We start from the raw sequence: 14,760 nt of genomic DNA, 5'->3' as shown, positions 1-14,760 counted from the left end.
GGATGATTTTTTTTTATATTTGTAAGTAATAAATATCAAGACATGAAAAAAAATTTCCTCTTAGTGCTACTTATAGCCACAGCAAGTGTAGCATTTGCTCAAAAATCTGACAAAGTAAAAGGTTCCAAAATTGTTACAATTGTAGAACGAAAAATTGCAGACTTTGAAACCTTACAAATTGAAAACAATCTAGAAGTACATCTAGAAAGAGGAGAAAAAGCAGGCATAAAAGTTGAAACGGACGATAATTTACAGGACGTAGTGGCACTTGACGAAAACGAAAAAACATTACGTATTTACACCAATAAAAAAGCTACAGCTTATAAAAAATTGATTGTTCGAGTAACCTATACCGAGAATTTAAAAACAATTCAAGCCAAAGACGAGACTACTTTAAATGCCATTCAAGAATTACTATTAGATAGCGTAATCCTAAAAGCAAGCGGCACCTCTAAATTATTTTTAAACATCAATTCTAAATCACTGGTTTACCAAGCTGATGACAAAGCAAAAGGCGAGCTCAATATCAAAGCTGAAAAAGCTAGTATTGAGATGAGTAAAAATTCTAGTTTGAAAGCACTAGTTACAACCGTTGATTTAAAAACAGATTTGTACCAAAAATCAGATGCCACTATTGAAGGTGATGCCTCGAATGCTATCTTGCGTTTAGACAACAACTCTAGCTTAACAGCCAATAAATTAACGCTGAAAAATACGGAACTAACCATCGAAGGATATTCTACTTGCGCCATAAATACAAGCACAACATTAAGTATTGATGCGGCAAATAAAACTGAAATCCAGCTAATAGGAAACCCTAAAATAACTATTAAAAAGTTTGCTGACGAGACTAAGTTAATCAAGAAGTTGAAGTAACAGTAACTTTACTAAAAACAAAAAAACAGGCAAAAGTGCCTGTTTTTTTGTGATTTATTTTTTGTGGAAGCCCAATCGGGAGGCTTACTTGTTTACCAATTGCTTTATCTTACTTTCCCGCGTTGCAAATACTTTGCTCTATTTTTCTATGGAAGTAGGAATTCAATCGAATCGAGTACTAAAGAATTTGGAAAAACCAGGGCAGCGGGTGATCGTTTGAGACCTAACAGGTTTTAAAAACCTGTTAGGTCTGTAACACATTGTGCAAGTAAACAATAGACTGAATAGCCAAAATGATCCAAGTTTTAAACAGAAAATTGATTCAAAAAAAAAAGTCTCTTTTGAAATAAAAGAGACTTTTTTTTGACTGGTCGATAGTTGTTATTCCCTTGCAGCCAAATATCTTTCAGCATCTAATGCGGCCATACAACCTGTTCCTGCTGCTGTTATAGCTTGACGATATACATGATCTGCAGCATCACCAGCTACAAAAACACCTGCAACATTTGTAAGTGCAGAACCTGGTGTGTTAACAATATAACCTGTTTCATCAAGTGTAATAAACTCTTTGAAAATATCCGTATTCGGTTTGTGACCAATAGCAACGAAAAATCCAGTTGCTGGAATTTCAAAAGTTTCACCTGTAGTTTTGTTTAACGCTTTTACACCTGTAACTACTTGTTCATCCCCAAGTACTTCAACAGTATCGTGGTTCATCAAAATGGTGATATTTTCTGTTTTGCGTACACGCTCCTCCATGATTTTTGAAGCTCTAAATTTCTCGCTACGCACTAACATAGTTACTTTTTTACAAAGTTTAGACAAATAGTGCGCCTCTTCACAAGCTGAATCTCCTGCACCTACTATTACCACCTCTTGGTTTCTGTAGAAAAAGCCGTCACAAACAGCACATGCAGAAACACCACCACCCATTTTTAAGTAATGTTGCTCTGATGGTAAGCCTAAATATTTAGCCGAAGCACCAGTTGAAATGATTACGGTTTCGCAATGCAATTCTTTTGTGTCGTTAATCCAAACTTTATGAATATCTCCAGAAAAATCAACTTTTGTTGCCCAACCGTCACGCACATCGGCTCCAAAGCGCTGCGCTTGAGCTTGTAAACCTACCATCATTTCTGGTCCTGTAATTCCTTCTGGATTCCCTGGCCAGTTCTCTACTTCATTTGTGGTTGTCAACTGTCCTCCTGGTTGCATTCCTTGGTATAAAACTGGATACATATTAGCTCTAGCTGCATAAATTGCTGCAGTATATCCTGCAGGTCCTGAACCTATAATAAGGCATTTGATTTTTTCGATCGTATCTGACATGGTGTGATTATTAAAATTTTCTGGTACAAAAATAAGCTTTTATTACAGTACGTAATAAAGTACTATATCAGTTTTAATTATTTGATAATAAAAAAATCCTTCTAGTGCAAATAAGAAGAAAATAAACTAAAACTAAAAACTTTATCTTAACTAAATATTTTTCAAGTACTTAGAGATATTATTAAATATTAAGTTGACATTTGTTGCAAACAATAGAAAATGGTTTATCCGAGTCTTACTTCTAAAAATATAGAATTATAACCAACATAATACATTTCTTGAGTTTTCGAAAAATAGGATATTAACTTAAAACTCAACTTTTGAAAATAAAAAAAGCCGAACGATATCATTCGGCTTTTGTCGGGGTGGCAGGATTCGAACCTGCGGCCTCCTGCTCCCAAAGCAGGCGCGATAACCGAGCTACGCTACACCCCGAAAGCGGGTGCAAAGATACAACTCTTTTTGGCTTACGCAAGTATTTTTGATAAATATGCAACTGCAATTATCTGTTGACGATAAAACGAGTTTTACTTAATAGTGTTTTCTACCTTATACACAAGCCCTAGCCCAGATGGTCGCGAAAAGCGTTGCGCTAGGTGCATCTTGCTTTTTTTGTCCTAAAAGAGCGACTAAAAGAAGCTCCTTTTAGGGCAGTAAAAAAGCAGAGGCAACTGCAAGACCTTGTAGCGAACAGCTGGAATAGCTTTTAAATGAAAAAATTAAACTAAAATTTTAAACACAAGTAAAATCACTCAAATTGTGGTTTCACGATTGTTAACAAAATAGATTTTCAAAAACCATAAATAATCGTATTTTTACGGTTCAAAATTTAGAAAAACAAATGGGCAAAATCATCGCGATTGCTAATCAAAAAGGAGGAGTTGGCAAAACTACAACATCAGTTAATCTTGCAGCTGCATTAGGTGTATTAGAAAAAAAGGTTCTACTTATTGATGCTGATCCTCAAGCTAATGCATCATCCGGACTTGGGATAGATGTTGAATCAGTAGAAATAGGGACGTATCAAATATTAGAGCACAGCCATACTCCGCAAGAAGCAGTTATTAAATGCTCTGCTCCCAATGTTGACGTTATTCCATCTCACATTGACCTTGTTGCTATAGAAATAGAACTAGTTGATAAAGAAAATAGAGAATACATGCTTAAAAAAGCATTGGCTAGCGTAAAAGATGAATACGATTTCATTATCATTGACTGTGCACCATCATTAGGATTGTTAACTCTTAATGCTTTAACGGCATCGGACTCTGTAGTTATTCCTATTCAATGCGAATATTTTGCTCTGGAAGGATTAGGTAAGTTGTTAAATACCATAAAAAGTATTCAAAAAATACACAACCCAGATTTAGATATTGAGGGACTTTTGTTAACCATGTTTGATTCTCGTTTGCGTTTATCTAACCAAGTTGTTGAGGAAGTCCAAAAACATTTTAACGATATGGTTTTTGAAACAATCATTCAAAGAAATGTAAAATTGAGTGAAGCGCCTAGTTTTGGCGAAAGCATAATTAATTATGATGCAACAAGTAAAGGTGCTGTAAACTACCTTCACCTTGCACAAGAAATCATAAAGAAAAATAGTAAATAATTTTATGGCACAAGCAATTAAAAAACAAGCCTTAGGAAGAGGATTATCCGCGTTATTGAAAGATCCAGAAAACGATATCAAATCTGTTGATGATAAAAATGCCGATAAGGTTGTTGGGAATATTATTGAGCTTGAAATTGCTGCAATCGAAATAAATCCGTTTCAACCCCGAAGTAATTTTAATGAGGAATCATTGAGAGAACTGGCTACTTCTATAAAAGAACTGGGTGTTATACAACCTATTACCGTACGTAAACTAGATTTTAATAAGTTTCAGCTTATATCTGGAGAGCGTCGTCTTAGAGCTTCTACACTTGTAGGACTTACTACCGTTCCTGCTTACATTCGTATTGCAAACGATAATGAATCACTGGTTATGGCATTGGTTGAAAACATTCAACGTCATGACTTAGATCCTATAGAAATTGCCTTGTCTTACCAAAGATTGATAGATGAAATCCAACTTACACAAGAACAAATGAGTGATCGTGTAGGGAAGAAAAGATCTACTATTGCTAATTATTTACGCTTGTTGAAACTTGATCCTATTATTCAAACGGGAATTAGAGATGGATTCATAAGTATGGGTCATGGTAGAGCCATCATCAATATTGAAAACCAAGATATTCAGGCTGATATTTATCAAAAAATTGTTAGCCAAAATTTATCGGTGCGCGATACCGAGGCATTGGTAAAAAATTATCAAGAGAGCCTAAAACCAAAACCTGAAGGAAAACCAAAAGCTACTTCGTTTGAGGTTGAGGATGCTCATAAAAATACCTTTACTAATTATTTTGGTACCAAAGTAGACGTGAAAGTAACAGGCGGCGGAAAAGGTAAAATAACCATTCCTTTTCACTCTGAAGAAGATTTTAAAAGAATCATTAAATTAATAAACGACTAGTGTTTAAATCATTTTTCATTATCTTCATTCTCATGTTAATGAATTTCAGCTCTGTTTTTGCACAAACCAAAAACAATACTGAACTCATAGCGAAGGATACATTGAAAACGTCAAATATTGATCCACTTACACCTGCAAAAGCTGCTTTTTTCTCGGCAGTATTTCCTGGTTTAGGTCAAGCTTACAATAAAAAATACTGGAAAATTCCCTTAGTTTACGGAGCTATAGGTACAAGTGTATACTTTTATGCGGATAATAATAAAAAGTACAGACAATACAGAACGGCTTATAAAAGACGCCTAGAAGGTGTTGTAACTGAAGATTTAGAATTTCTTGACAACAACAGATTGATTGCAGGGCAAAAATTTTACCAGCGTAATAGAGATTTATCTGCACTTGTAACACTTGCTTTTTATGCTTTAAACATTATTGATGCCAATGTTGATGCGGCTTTATTGCAGTTTAATGTTGATGAAAACTTATCACTACGCCCCGCTATTTTTCAAAATGATGTAACGTTCAAGACAAATGCAGGACTAACTATTAATTATACTTTTTGAAAGAGAAAATTGATTTGATTTTTCATCAATATAAAATAAGTATGCTTGAATTAAAATAATTAGTAATCCAATTAAACGAAGTTGTTGCAGCAAGCAAAAAATAAAATTGTCAAAGTTCATTTGGCTTTAAATTATAAAATATTACAATGAAAATTGCATTACTAGGATACGGAAAAATGGGCCAAGTGATTGAAAAAATTGCTTTGGAACGAGGTCATGAAATCGTATTAAGAAAAGAGGAAACAAGTACTTTTGAAGGACTTTCTACTGCTGATGTAGCCATTGATTTTAGTGTACCGTCAGCAGCTGTAGAAAATATTTCGAGTTGTTTTCATGCTAATGTTCCTGTAATTTCAGGAACCACAGGATGGTTAGAGCATTACAGTACAATTGAAGCACTTTGCCTTGAAACGAAAGGCGCCTTGATTTCTAGTTCTAATTTTAGTTTAGGAGTAAACATCTTTTTTGAGTTGAACGAATACCTCGCCATGATGATGTCGAAATTTAACAGCTACCAAGTAAGCATGGAAGAAATTCACCATACCCAAAAACTAGACGCACCAAGTGGTACCGCTATTTCTTTAGCCAAAGGAATTATGGACAACAGCACTTACACTAATTGGACCTTAGAAAATCCTAATCAAGGTGAAATACACATTGATGCTAAAAGAATAGGAACCGTTCCTGGAACGCACACCGTAGAATATAATTCGACAGTTGATAGCATCGAAATAAAACACACGGCACACAACAGAGATGGATTTGCACTTGGAGCAGTTATCGCGGCAGAATGGATAGTAGGAAAACAAGGGATTTTCTCTATGAAAGATGTATTAGATCTAAAATAAAAACAAAAATTATTCTCTTTGTGAAATTCCATCACAATAATTAAATAAAATTAAAAGACTATGACTGTATATCAATGGTTTGTATTTTTCTTACTGGTACAAATAATTCACTTTTTAGGAACTTGGAAATTATATGAAAGTGCGGGACGAAAAAAATGGGAAGCAGCTATTCCTGTTTATAACGCAATCGTATTAATGAAAATAATAGGTAGACCTACATGGTGGACCGTTTTACTTTTTATTCCGATAATCAACTTAATCTTATTCCCAGTAATTTGGATTGAAACCCTGAGAAGTTTTGGTAAAAAATCTTCATTAGATACTTTGCTAGGGATAATCACATTAGGTTTTTACATCTATTATGTCAATTACACCCAAAAACTAGAATATATAGCTGATAGAAGTGTACTGCCTCAAAACAAAACAGCTGACACTATAAGCTCTATACTATTTGCTGTGGTAGTAGCAACATTAGTTCATACGTATGCAATCCAGCCTTATACAATTCCAACTCCGTCATTAGAAAAATCATTGCTAGTAGGTGATTTTCTTTTTGTAAGTAAGATGAACTATGGAGCAAGAGTACCTATGACTACTGTAGCGCTTCCTATGGTTCATGACTCTATCCCATTAACACACAAAAAATCATACTTGTCATGGCCACAATTGCCATACTTGAGATTACCCGGGATACAAAACATCAAACGAACTGATATTGTAGTTTTTAACTGGCCAGTTGACACCGTTTATAAATTTTTTGATACCTCAAAAAGAAGAGCCTACAAACCAATTGATAAAAAATCAAATTATGTAAAAAGATGCGTAGGTGTTCCTGGCGATAACCTTTCTATTGTAAATGGTGATGTATATATTGACGGCAAGATCCTTCAATTACCAGAAAGAGCAAAACCGCAATTTTCATACAAAGTAGCGCTTGATGGAAAGACGCCAATTGATCTTGAATATCTTTTCAAAGAACTAGACATTACAGATAGAGCCTTCTTTACTAACGAAGCTAAGAGAGATACCATTTACCTAAGTGCATTGACCGATGCTGGTGCACAAGTTTTAAAAAACACTCCAGGTATAACAGCGGTTATCAAACAAATTGCGGCTGGAGTTGACCAAGCTAATTTTGGCAAAGGAGTTTTTCCTCACCTCAAAAAATGGAATAGTGACAATTACGGACCTATTTACATTCCGGAACAAGGAAAAACTGTTGCTTTAAATATTGAAAACCTACCTTTCTACAAAACGATTATTGACGATTACGAGAACAATCAGTTGCAAGTAAACGGCACAGAAATTCGTATCAATGGTAAAATTGCTAAAGAGTATACTTTTAAGCAAAATTACTACTGGATGATGGGAGATAACCGAAACAACTCTGAAGATAGCAGATACTGGGGATTTGTTCCAGAAAATCATATTGTAGGTAAACCAATATTTATATGGTTAAGTATAGATCCTAACGGTAAAGGAATTAATAAAATCCGTTGGGATAGAGTTTTCACAACCGTGAGTGGTGAAGGACAACCTCAATCTTATTTTCAATTATTCCTAATTGGACTAGTTGTATTTTTCATAGGAGATTATTTTTGGAAAAAAAGAAAAACAAACAAAGTTTAAATAAAAAAACTAGCGTTTAGTAGCACTAAAAACTCTAAACGCTAGTATATTACAACATCATGAATATTATCATACACCCCACCTATTTCCCATCCATAAGCCATTTTGTAGCCATTGCAAAAGCTGAATCAGTACTTTATGAGGTAGAAGATAATTTTCAAAAGCAAACCAACAGAAATAGAACGTACATTTATAGTCCAAATGGAATTCAACTTTTGAATATCCCTATAAAACATACTAAAATAAGCCATCAAAAAACAAAAGACATTCGAATAGAAAATGATTTTGATTGGCAAAAACAGCATTTCAAATCCTTAGAGGCAGCATATAGAAGCTCCCCTTTTTTTGAGTTTTTTGAAGATGATTTACAACCCATTTTCGAAAAAAAGCATGATTTCCTGATGGATTTAAACTTTGAAGTGTTGGAATTATTATCCAAGTGTATGCGCATGAAAATTGATTATTCAAAAACAACAAGTTATTTACTGGAGACCAATCCAGAACTTATTTTGGATTACAGAACATTGGTAAACGGGAAAAAAGACCAATCGCAATTTGAACCTTATCAACAAGTTTTTGATGACAAACATGGCTTTTTGAATAATTTAAGCATTTTAGATTTACTATTCAATGAAGGTAAGTTTACTGTGGATTATTTGAGAAATCAGACATTATAATCTGTTACCACGAGCATCCCAAAAAAAATTGGTTTAATACCAAACATAATCTATTCATAGGATAAACGTGCCATTATAGGAAAATGATCTGAATTTATAAAATTAGAAAAGTTTTCGAATTTTTTCACCTTCATTCTTTCATCAGCAAAAATATAGTCAATCCTTGCTGGATAATATCTAAACTTATAGGTTTCACCAAAACCCTGACCTGCCTCTTCAAAACTGTCTTTCATTTTCCCTTTTATACTTCTATAAACATAAGAAAATGCACTATTATTCATATCACCACAAATGATTACTGGATAAGTACAATTTAACTTATGCTCCCGAAACTGCTCAGCTTGTTGCTGTTGTTGTTTAAATGCTTTACTGATTCGAATAAAAAGTTTTTGAGATTTATTTTGATTAATAGCATCTATATTTTCATCGATTTCATTTACGTCAGGAGAAATTTTGATAGATTGTAAGTGCATGTTATATACCCTAATAATATCTTTTCCCTTCTTTATATCTGCGTAAATGACATTATTACTGGATTTAGGAAATATAATATTACCATGATCTATTATAGGAAACTTAGAAAAAATAGCTTGACCCGTTTTGATTTGGTTTCCTTCGGTAAAAATATAGCGATGAGGATATACTTTTAAATCTATTCCAGCAGTTGATGAGAACTCTTGAATACACAATATATCAGGGTTTTTTTCATTGATAAAATTCAAAATATCACCAGGTACATCATCACGTTCGATCCATTTAAAAACGTTTAAGAGTCTAACATTGTAGCTCATGATAGTGAAATCTTGTTCTACTTTAGGCAATTCAACACTTGAAAATTTATAAAACTTATTGATAAAGGTAATCCCAATTAATAATACAATTCCAGAAACAATCAATTGTTTTTTAAATTGTAAGGCCCAATAGAAAAAAAACAAGGTATTAAAAACAAAGAACAAAGGCATGAATAAAGTAAGAACTGATAATAACGGGAAAGATTTCGGGGCCAAGAAAGGTAAACTATAAGCAATAAAAGTCACCAATGTCAGGACTATATTGAGTAGAAACATACCTTTATTAAACCAAGAAAGATTTCTCATACTTACACTTTTAAATACTAGTTACAATATACAATTAAATTCAGATTATTTTCCTACTTTAAAAAGGAATTCTTTTTCGTTTTGAGATAAACTATCATAACCAGATTGGCTTATTTTATCCAATATTTGATCTATTTGCTGCTGATTATTATCTTTTACAACAATTCTAGAAACTGTTTTTGGTGCTGGTTTTTGATGCGATTTATACACTTTTTTAAAAGGAGTAGCGTTACTTTTTTGGAATAGATTTTGGAAAAAATTGATAATACCTGTTATTATCTTACTTAAATCAGTACCATTTTCAAGTAGTTTAATGAATAAAAAACCAAATAAAGCTCCTGCAAGATGAGAAATATGCCCACCCATATTACCGGAACGCAATTGCATTAAATCTATAAAAAGAATAACAGCTGTTACGTGCCAAAGCTTTACAGTTCCAAATATCAACATTCGGAGTTCCATCAATGGATTGTATGTTGCAACTGCAACCAAAATAGCCATTATAGCCGCAGAGGCCCCAACAATAGGCGCATCTATTGCCAAAATATAAAAAACTAAAACATACACTATTCCAGCAAAAATAGCTCCCAAAACATACAACCCAAACAATTGCTTGCCTGTAAAATAAGTCATGAATAACCTACCAGCAAAATTCAGTACAATTAAATTAAAAAGAATATGCATAATTCCAGTATGGAAAAAAGCATAGCTCAGAATAGTCCAAGGCTGGCTTATAAAAACAGTGGGATTTGATGATAAACTAACATATTGAAGATAATCTATAGTAATACCCATTAAAGATAAAAGGGAAAAAACTAAAAAAGGAATCACAAATAAAGCGATATTCCAAATAATAAGACGAATAACAATTCCTCCCATTTTGTATTGCAATTTCAAATCATCAATAACATTCATATACCAATTCTTTTATACCTATTAAAAATGTACTCGATCTGTATTGTATTAATTCCAGCGGTTTCTATTAAACTGGTTTTTTTTCCAATACCACATCATTAAAAAACCAAAGAGTGCTCCACCCACATGCGCAAAATGCGCTATTCCTCCGCCGCCAAAAATAGATTTACCTGAGATTCCCAAGTATAAATCTACAAGAACCAATCCGGGAACAAAATATTTAGCTTTAATAGGTACTGGAATAAACATAAGCGCCAGTTCAGCATTAGGAAACATAAACGCAAAAGCTACTATAATTCCGTAAATTGCTCCGGAAGCTCCCACAGCAGTCCCAGCATAAGCGCTAGTAAAATTAGAAAAATCAGAGGCGTTTATAAATTGCTGCCAACGAGTATCTATTTTACCTTCATTTAAAAGCTGTAAAATATCTTGCTTATTAAAGCCATTTGCTGTCAAGGTAGTAATAGCATCGTTAAAATAATAATAGTTTACACCCGTATGTAACAAAGCCGCCCCTAAACCACAAGAAATATAAAAAAACAAAAACTTTTTCCCGCCCCATATTTGCTCTAAAGCTGATCCAAAAGAATACAAAGCAAACATATTGAAAAAAATATGCATGACACCTCCGTGCATAAACATATGAGATAGCGGTTGCCAATACTGAAAATTAGGATTCTCTGGAAAAAATAAAGCCAAGACTTTATAAACTACATCTCCTAAAAGGTATGTCCCTATAAAAAATAGAATGTTAACAATAATTAATTGCTTAACAACTTCGGTTACGTTTCTCATACTGCAAATTTTTTATCTAAATCTTCCACACGCATGGTGATGAAAGTAGGTTTATGAAATGGCGACACATTAGGATCTTTGCAAGCAAAAAGTCCATTGACTAAATTTTCCTGTTCTTTCTCTGTAAGATGCGTTCCTGTTTTTACGGCTAAACTTTTAGCCATTGACTTGGCAATAGTATCGTTTTGACTAAAACTGCTCTCAGGAATTCCATCTTGAAGATCACTTATTAATTGCTCTAAAACTATAGAAACTTCACTCTCGGTGATGTTTACAGGTATTCCAGAAATTACAATATGATCTGTATTGTTATCTTCAAAAACAAAACCGGTATTTTTTAGCGCTTGTTGCAACTCAGTGATAATTTCCATTTCGCTTGACGAATAAAACAAATTTAAAGGAAACAATAGTTGCTGACTTGATGCTTGTTGTACCGTCATATTAACTAAAAACTGCTCATACAAAACGCGTTGGTGTGCACGCTGCTGATCAACAATTACCATTCCAGATTTGATGGAAGATACAATGTACTTTTTATGAATTTGATAGGTTTTGTGCACCGCATGCTCCACTTCTTCATCGTTAAAAAGTGACGATGTGACTTCCTCATTTTCAAACGTTACTTGCTCTATATCAAAAACATCCTGTTTCAAACCGACATACAAACTATCCCATTTTGAGGAGCTTTCTGGTTTTTTGTAACTAGAAAATTGTTTGCTAGGAGTTTCGTTAGAAAACGGATTAAAAGTACCGTCAACTTGAATTGATGGAACTTCGCCGGATAAATCTTTGTAATGATAAGGCGTATCCAAATTTGAGTCTCTATCAAAATCCAAAACTGGAGCTACATTAAATTGTCCTAAACTGTGTTTTATAGAAGCACGAAGAATAGCGTATAAAGCATGCTCGTCATCAAATTTAATTTCAGTTTTAGTAGGATGAATGTTAATATCAATTGTGTTTGGCGGTACTGAAAGATATAAAAAATAACTCGGTTGAGCTCCGTCTTTTAAGATTCCGTCATAGGCAGCCATAACTGCATGATGTAAGTATCCGCTTTTAATAAAACGATCATTAACAAAGAAAAACTGTTCGCCCCTACTCTTTTTTGCAAATTCGGGCTTACTTACAAATCCTTGAATAGTAACAATATCTGTTTCTTCTTGAACGGGAACCAATTTTTCATTTGTTTTTCCCGAAAATATAGACACAATACGTTGTCTTAACGTAGCTGGAGGCAAATTAAACATTTCGCTTCCGTTGTGGTAAAATGTAAATTGAATGTTAGGGTGAGCCAATGCTACTCGTTGAAATTCATCAACTATATGGCGGTATTCCACTGTATCTGATTTCAAAAAATTTCTCCTAGCCGGAATATTAAAAAACAAGTTTTTGATAGCAAATGAAGTCCCTTGTGGCAAAACAGCAAGCTCTTGTGCTACAAATTTACTACCTTCAATAATGATGTGATGTCCTAACTCATCTTGTTCTTGACGTGTTTTCATTTCAACATGAGCAATAGCGGCAATAGATGCTAATGCTTCACCTCTAAACCCTTTGGTAAACAGGGAAAATAAATCTTCGGCTTGACGTATTTTTGAAGTAGCATGACGTTCAAAACACAGGCGCGCATCAGTTACATTCATTCCTAAACCATTATCAATCACTTGTACAAGTGCTTTACCAGCATCTTTAATGATTAACTTGATATCTGTAGCCCGTGCATCTACTGCATTTTCCAAAAGTTCTTTTACTACTGATGCAGGACGTTGAACAACCTCTCCCGCTGCAATTTGATTTGCAACATGATCAGGCAGCAATTGTATAATACTCGACATTAAAAAAAATTAGATTTAAAAAATGGTTTTTAGTTCAAACCAAGATGCACAAATTTAGTGATTTTACAAAGGTAATACAGCAAAAACACTCATAAATTAAACTAAAAAAACCTATACAATTAGTAAAGTATAGGCTTTTTTTGAAAACATTATTGCTTCTTTATTCTGTTAATCCTAGTGGTACATTTTCTATTTGTAAAGTACCTGATGACAATAATTGTTGGTGATTAAAAGTACTATTTAATGATGCTTGCTGACGGATATACGCCATTTTGATAGCAGCTATAGCAGCCTCTGTACCTTTGTTACCGTGAATACCACCGCTTCTATCAATAGATTGTTGCATGGTATTATCCGTAAGTACACAAAATATCACAGGAATATCCGTTTGAATATTTAAGTCTTTGATTCCTTGAGTAACCCCTTCGCATACAAAATCAAAATGTTTTGTTTGCCCTTGAATTACACACCCAATTGCAATTACTGCATCAACATTTTGTGTTTGTAACATTTTCTTTGAACCATAAATAAGTTCAAAACTTCCTGGAACGTTCCATCTAATGATACTAGTCTCTGGAACCTCATTTTCAAGTAAAGCACTGTATGCTCCATTGAATAATCCCTCAGTTATGTTCTCATTCCATTCTGCGACAACAATTCCAAAACGAAAATTTTTCGCATCTGGTATCGCGTTTTTGTCGTATTCAGATAAATTTTTATTCTCGGTAGCCATCTTATTTTAGATTTCAGTATTAAGTTGCAATATACAGTTTCTCAAAACGGTATCCTGCAACCTGTGTACTTTTTATTTTTATTGAGACAGACCAATTAAAACATCAACAGATGCAGCCTCTGGAGATGATTCGTAATTTTCTTTGATATCTGTAAAATATTTCAATGCATCAGCTTTGTTACCTAATGCAAGAGCTACTTTACCAGCTTTTAATAAAAAACGAGGTGTTGTAAAATCGTTTTTGTTAGTTCCAGCTGCGTTGATGTAATTTTCAAGAGCCTCTTTTGGTTGGTTTTTTTGAGCATAAGCATCACCAATAGCACCTTTTGCAAGAGCGCTTAACATGATATCCTCTGATTTGAATTTTGATAAATAATCAATTGCTTCAGTGTATTTCCCAGTATTTAAATAAGCAATACCTGCATAGTAATTAGCTAGATTTCCTGCATCAGTACCAGAATATTCGTCAGCAATTTTTAGAAAACCAAATTTACCTTCAGATCCGTTTAAAGACAATTTATATAACGAGTCACTTGAAACTCCATCTGTAGCTTTTTGAAAATTTTGTTGCGCCACAAACATTTCATTGGCAGCTTCTTCTTGCGCAGGAGCAGCAATAAAACGTTGGTATGCTAAATAACTAAGCGTTGCAAGTGCAGCGGCAGCAACTAGTCCTATAATAACTTTTTGATTTTTAGCAACAAAGTCTTCAGTTCTTGATGCGGTTTCATCTAATTTAGAAAATACTTCGGCAGTGGTACTGTCTTTTTCATCAATAACTACTGCTTCTACCGCTTCTTCTTTTACTTCTTTTTCTTTTGGTGCTTTATATCCTCTTTTATTATAAGTTGCCATTTAAATTTAATTTAGTGAATCGCAAAAATAAAATTTTTATTCAAACCCACATAAAAAAAAGGATTTAATATTAAAAAAAAATAAAGTTGTAATGG

Annotated in this window: 14 protein-coding genes and 1 tRNA gene; 7 read left to right on the top strand and 8 right to left on the bottom strand. The window is 33.6% G+C overall.

Features of this window, described 5'->3' with window-relative positions; translation table 11 throughout:
* Window positions 1-42 precede the first annotated feature (42 nt).
* Complete coding sequence (locus DNC80_RS03410) at window positions 43-876, top strand: GIN domain-containing protein (RefSeq protein ID WP_182649231.1); 834 nt, start codon at window positions 43-45, stop codon at window positions 874-876.
* Window positions 877-1,257: 381 nt separating this feature from the next.
* Here DNC80_RS03410 and trxB read toward each other — a convergent pair whose 3' ends face one another.
* Both trxB and DNC80_RS03400 read right to left on the bottom strand, forming a co-directional pair.
* Window positions 1,258-2,205 carry a thioredoxin-disulfide reductase gene (gene trxB, locus DNC80_RS03405; protein ID WP_182649229.1) on the bottom strand — a complete coding sequence of 316 codons (948 nt, stop codon included), beginning with the start codon at window positions 2,203-2,205 and terminating at the stop codon, window positions 1,258-1,260.
* Window positions 2,206-2,565: 360 nt separating this feature from the next.
* Window positions 2,566-2,640 (bottom strand) — tRNA-Pro (locus DNC80_RS03400).
* 406 nt (window positions 2,641-3,046) lie between these two features.
* Here DNC80_RS03400 and DNC80_RS03395 point away from each other — a divergent pair.
* The 6 genes from DNC80_RS03395 (at window position 3,047) to DNC80_RS03370 (ending at window position 8,432) form a co-directional block, all read left to right on the top strand.
* A complete protein-coding gene (locus tag DNC80_RS03395) occupies window positions 3,047-3,814 on the top strand; it encodes a ParA family protein (protein WP_144893258.1) in 768 nt (255 codons plus the stop codon).
* 4 nt (window positions 3,815-3,818) lie between these two features.
* Window positions 3,819-4,718 carry a ParB/RepB/Spo0J family partition protein gene (locus DNC80_RS03390; protein WP_144893256.1) on the top strand — a complete coding sequence of 300 codons (900 nt, stop codon included), beginning with the start codon at window positions 3,819-3,821 and terminating at the stop codon, window positions 4,716-4,718.
* Between the two features lie 38 nt (window positions 4,719-4,756).
* Window positions 4,757-5,278: a DUF5683 domain-containing protein gene (locus tag DNC80_RS03385; RefSeq protein ID WP_182649227.1), complete on the top strand. Its 522-nt coding sequence runs from the start codon at window positions 4,757-4,759 to the stop codon at window positions 5,276-5,278.
* A 146-nt stretch (window positions 5,279-5,424) separates the two neighbouring features.
* The gene (gene dapB / locus DNC80_RS03380; RefSeq protein WP_182649225.1) at window positions 5,425-6,126 is read left to right on the top strand and encodes a 4-hydroxy-tetrahydrodipicolinate reductase; all 702 of its coding nucleotides are present in this window, start codon (window positions 5,425-5,427) and stop codon (window positions 6,124-6,126) included.
* Between the two features lie 60 nt (window positions 6,127-6,186).
* Window positions 6,187-7,755: a signal peptidase I gene (lepB, locus tag DNC80_RS03375; RefSeq protein WP_182649223.1), complete on the top strand. Its 1,569-nt coding sequence runs from the start codon at window positions 6,187-6,189 to the stop codon at window positions 7,753-7,755.
* Window positions 7,756-7,814: 59 nt separating this feature from the next.
* On the top strand, window positions 7,815-8,432 hold the full coding sequence (locus DNC80_RS03370; RefSeq protein ID WP_182649221.1) for a WbqC family protein: 618 nt from the start codon (window positions 7,815-7,817) through the stop codon (window positions 8,430-8,432).
* Window positions 8,433-8,482: 50 nt separating this feature from the next.
* On the opposite strand, the gene DNC80_RS03365 is transcribed toward DNC80_RS03370, so the two are convergent.
* The 6 genes from DNC80_RS03365 to DNC80_RS03340 all read right to left on the bottom strand — a co-directional run bounded on the left by DNC80_RS03365 (window position 8,483) and on the right by DNC80_RS03340 (window position 14,665).
* The gene (locus tag DNC80_RS03365; protein WP_182649219.1) at window positions 8,483-9,529 is read right to left on the bottom strand and encodes an endonuclease/exonuclease/phosphatase family protein; all 1,047 of its coding nucleotides are present in this window, start codon (window positions 9,527-9,529) and stop codon (window positions 8,483-8,485) included.
* Window positions 9,530-9,574: 45 nt separating this feature from the next.
* Window positions 9,575-10,444 carry a rhomboid family intramembrane serine protease gene (locus DNC80_RS03360; protein ID WP_182649217.1) on the bottom strand — a complete coding sequence of 290 codons (870 nt, stop codon included), beginning with the start codon at window positions 10,442-10,444 and terminating at the stop codon, window positions 9,575-9,577.
* A 48-nt stretch (window positions 10,445-10,492) separates the two neighbouring features.
* Window positions 10,493-11,239 (bottom strand): rhomboid family intramembrane serine protease, encoded by a 747-nt coding sequence (locus DNC80_RS03355; protein ID WP_182649215.1) that lies wholly within the window; start codon window positions 11,237-11,239, stop codon window positions 10,493-10,495.
* Window positions 11,236-13,077: a DNA mismatch repair endonuclease MutL gene (gene mutL / locus DNC80_RS03350; RefSeq protein ID WP_182649213.1), complete on the bottom strand. Its 1,842-nt coding sequence runs from the start codon at window positions 13,075-13,077 to the stop codon at window positions 11,236-11,238. The genes DNC80_RS03355 and mutL overlap by 4 nt, the downstream gene beginning before the upstream one ends.
* A gap of 160 nt (window positions 13,078-13,237) precedes the next feature.
* Window positions 13,238-13,810 carry a 6,7-dimethyl-8-ribityllumazine synthase gene (gene ribH / locus DNC80_RS03345; RefSeq protein WP_182649211.1) on the bottom strand — a complete coding sequence of 191 codons (573 nt, stop codon included), beginning with the start codon at window positions 13,808-13,810 and terminating at the stop codon, window positions 13,238-13,240.
* Between the two features lie 78 nt (window positions 13,811-13,888).
* Entirely contained in the window at window positions 13,889-14,665 is a 777-nt protein-coding gene (locus DNC80_RS03340; RefSeq protein ID WP_182649209.1) for a tol-pal system YbgF family protein, read from the bottom strand.
* Window positions 14,666-14,760 lie beyond the last annotated feature (95 nt).

It is taken from the genome of Flavobacterium sp. SOK18b (assembly GCF_014156605.1).
GTDB classification, from domain to species: domain Bacteria; phylum Bacteroidota; class Bacteroidia; order Flavobacteriales; family Flavobacteriaceae; genus Flavobacterium; species Flavobacterium tiangeerense.
Note: the sequence above shows the minus strand (reverse complement) of the source record. Positions and strands in the feature narration are given on the sequence as shown.

Excerpts from the sequence above, each read along its gene's own strand:
- DNC80_RS03395 (WP_144893258.1), top strand. The coding sequence starts at position 3,047 with ATGGGCAAAATCATCGCGATTGCTAATCAAAAAGGAGGAGTTGGCAAA.
- DNC80_RS03385 (WP_182649227.1), top strand. The coding sequence starts at position 4,757 with ATGAATTTCAGCTCTGTTTTTGCACAAACCAAAAACAATACTGAACTC.
- DNC80_RS03360 (WP_182649217.1), bottom strand. The coding sequence starts at position 10,444 with ATGAATGTTATTGATGATTTGAAATTGCAATACAAAATGGGAGGAATT.
- DNC80_RS03370 (WP_182649221.1), top strand. The coding sequence starts at position 7,815 with ATGAATATTATCATACACCCCACCTATTTCCCATCCATAAGCCATTTT.
- DNC80_RS03410 (WP_182649231.1), top strand. The coding sequence starts at position 43 with ATGAAAAAAAATTTCCTCTTAGTGCTACTTATAGCCACAGCAAGTGTA.
- mutL (WP_182649213.1), bottom strand. The coding sequence starts at position 13,077 with ATGTCGAGTATTATACAATTGCTGCCTGATCATGTTGCAAATCAAATT.
- DNC80_RS03390 (WP_144893256.1), top strand. The coding sequence starts at position 3,819 with ATGGCACAAGCAATTAAAAAACAAGCCTTAGGAAGAGGATTATCCGCG.
- DNC80_RS03340 (WP_182649209.1), bottom strand. The coding sequence starts at position 14,665 with ATGGCAACTTATAATAAAAGAGGATATAAAGCACCAAAAGAAAAAGAA.
- DNC80_RS03355 (WP_182649215.1), bottom strand. The coding sequence starts at position 11,239 with ATGAGAAACGTAACCGAAGTTGTTAAGCAATTAATTATTGTTAACATT.
- dapB (WP_182649225.1), top strand. The coding sequence starts at position 5,425 with ATGAAAATTGCATTACTAGGATACGGAAAAATGGGCCAAGTGATTGAA.
- trxB (WP_182649229.1), bottom strand. The coding sequence starts at position 2,205 with ATGTCAGATACGATCGAAAAAATCAAATGCCTTATTATAGGTTCAGGA.
- ribH (WP_182649211.1), bottom strand. The coding sequence starts at position 13,810 with ATGGCTACCGAGAATAAAAATTTATCTGAATACGACAAAAACGCGATA.
- lepB (WP_182649223.1), top strand. The coding sequence starts at position 6,187 with ATGACTGTATATCAATGGTTTGTATTTTTCTTACTGGTACAAATAATT.
- DNC80_RS03365 (WP_182649219.1), bottom strand. The coding sequence starts at position 9,529 with ATGAGAAATCTTTCTTGGTTTAATAAAGGTATGTTTCTACTCAATATA.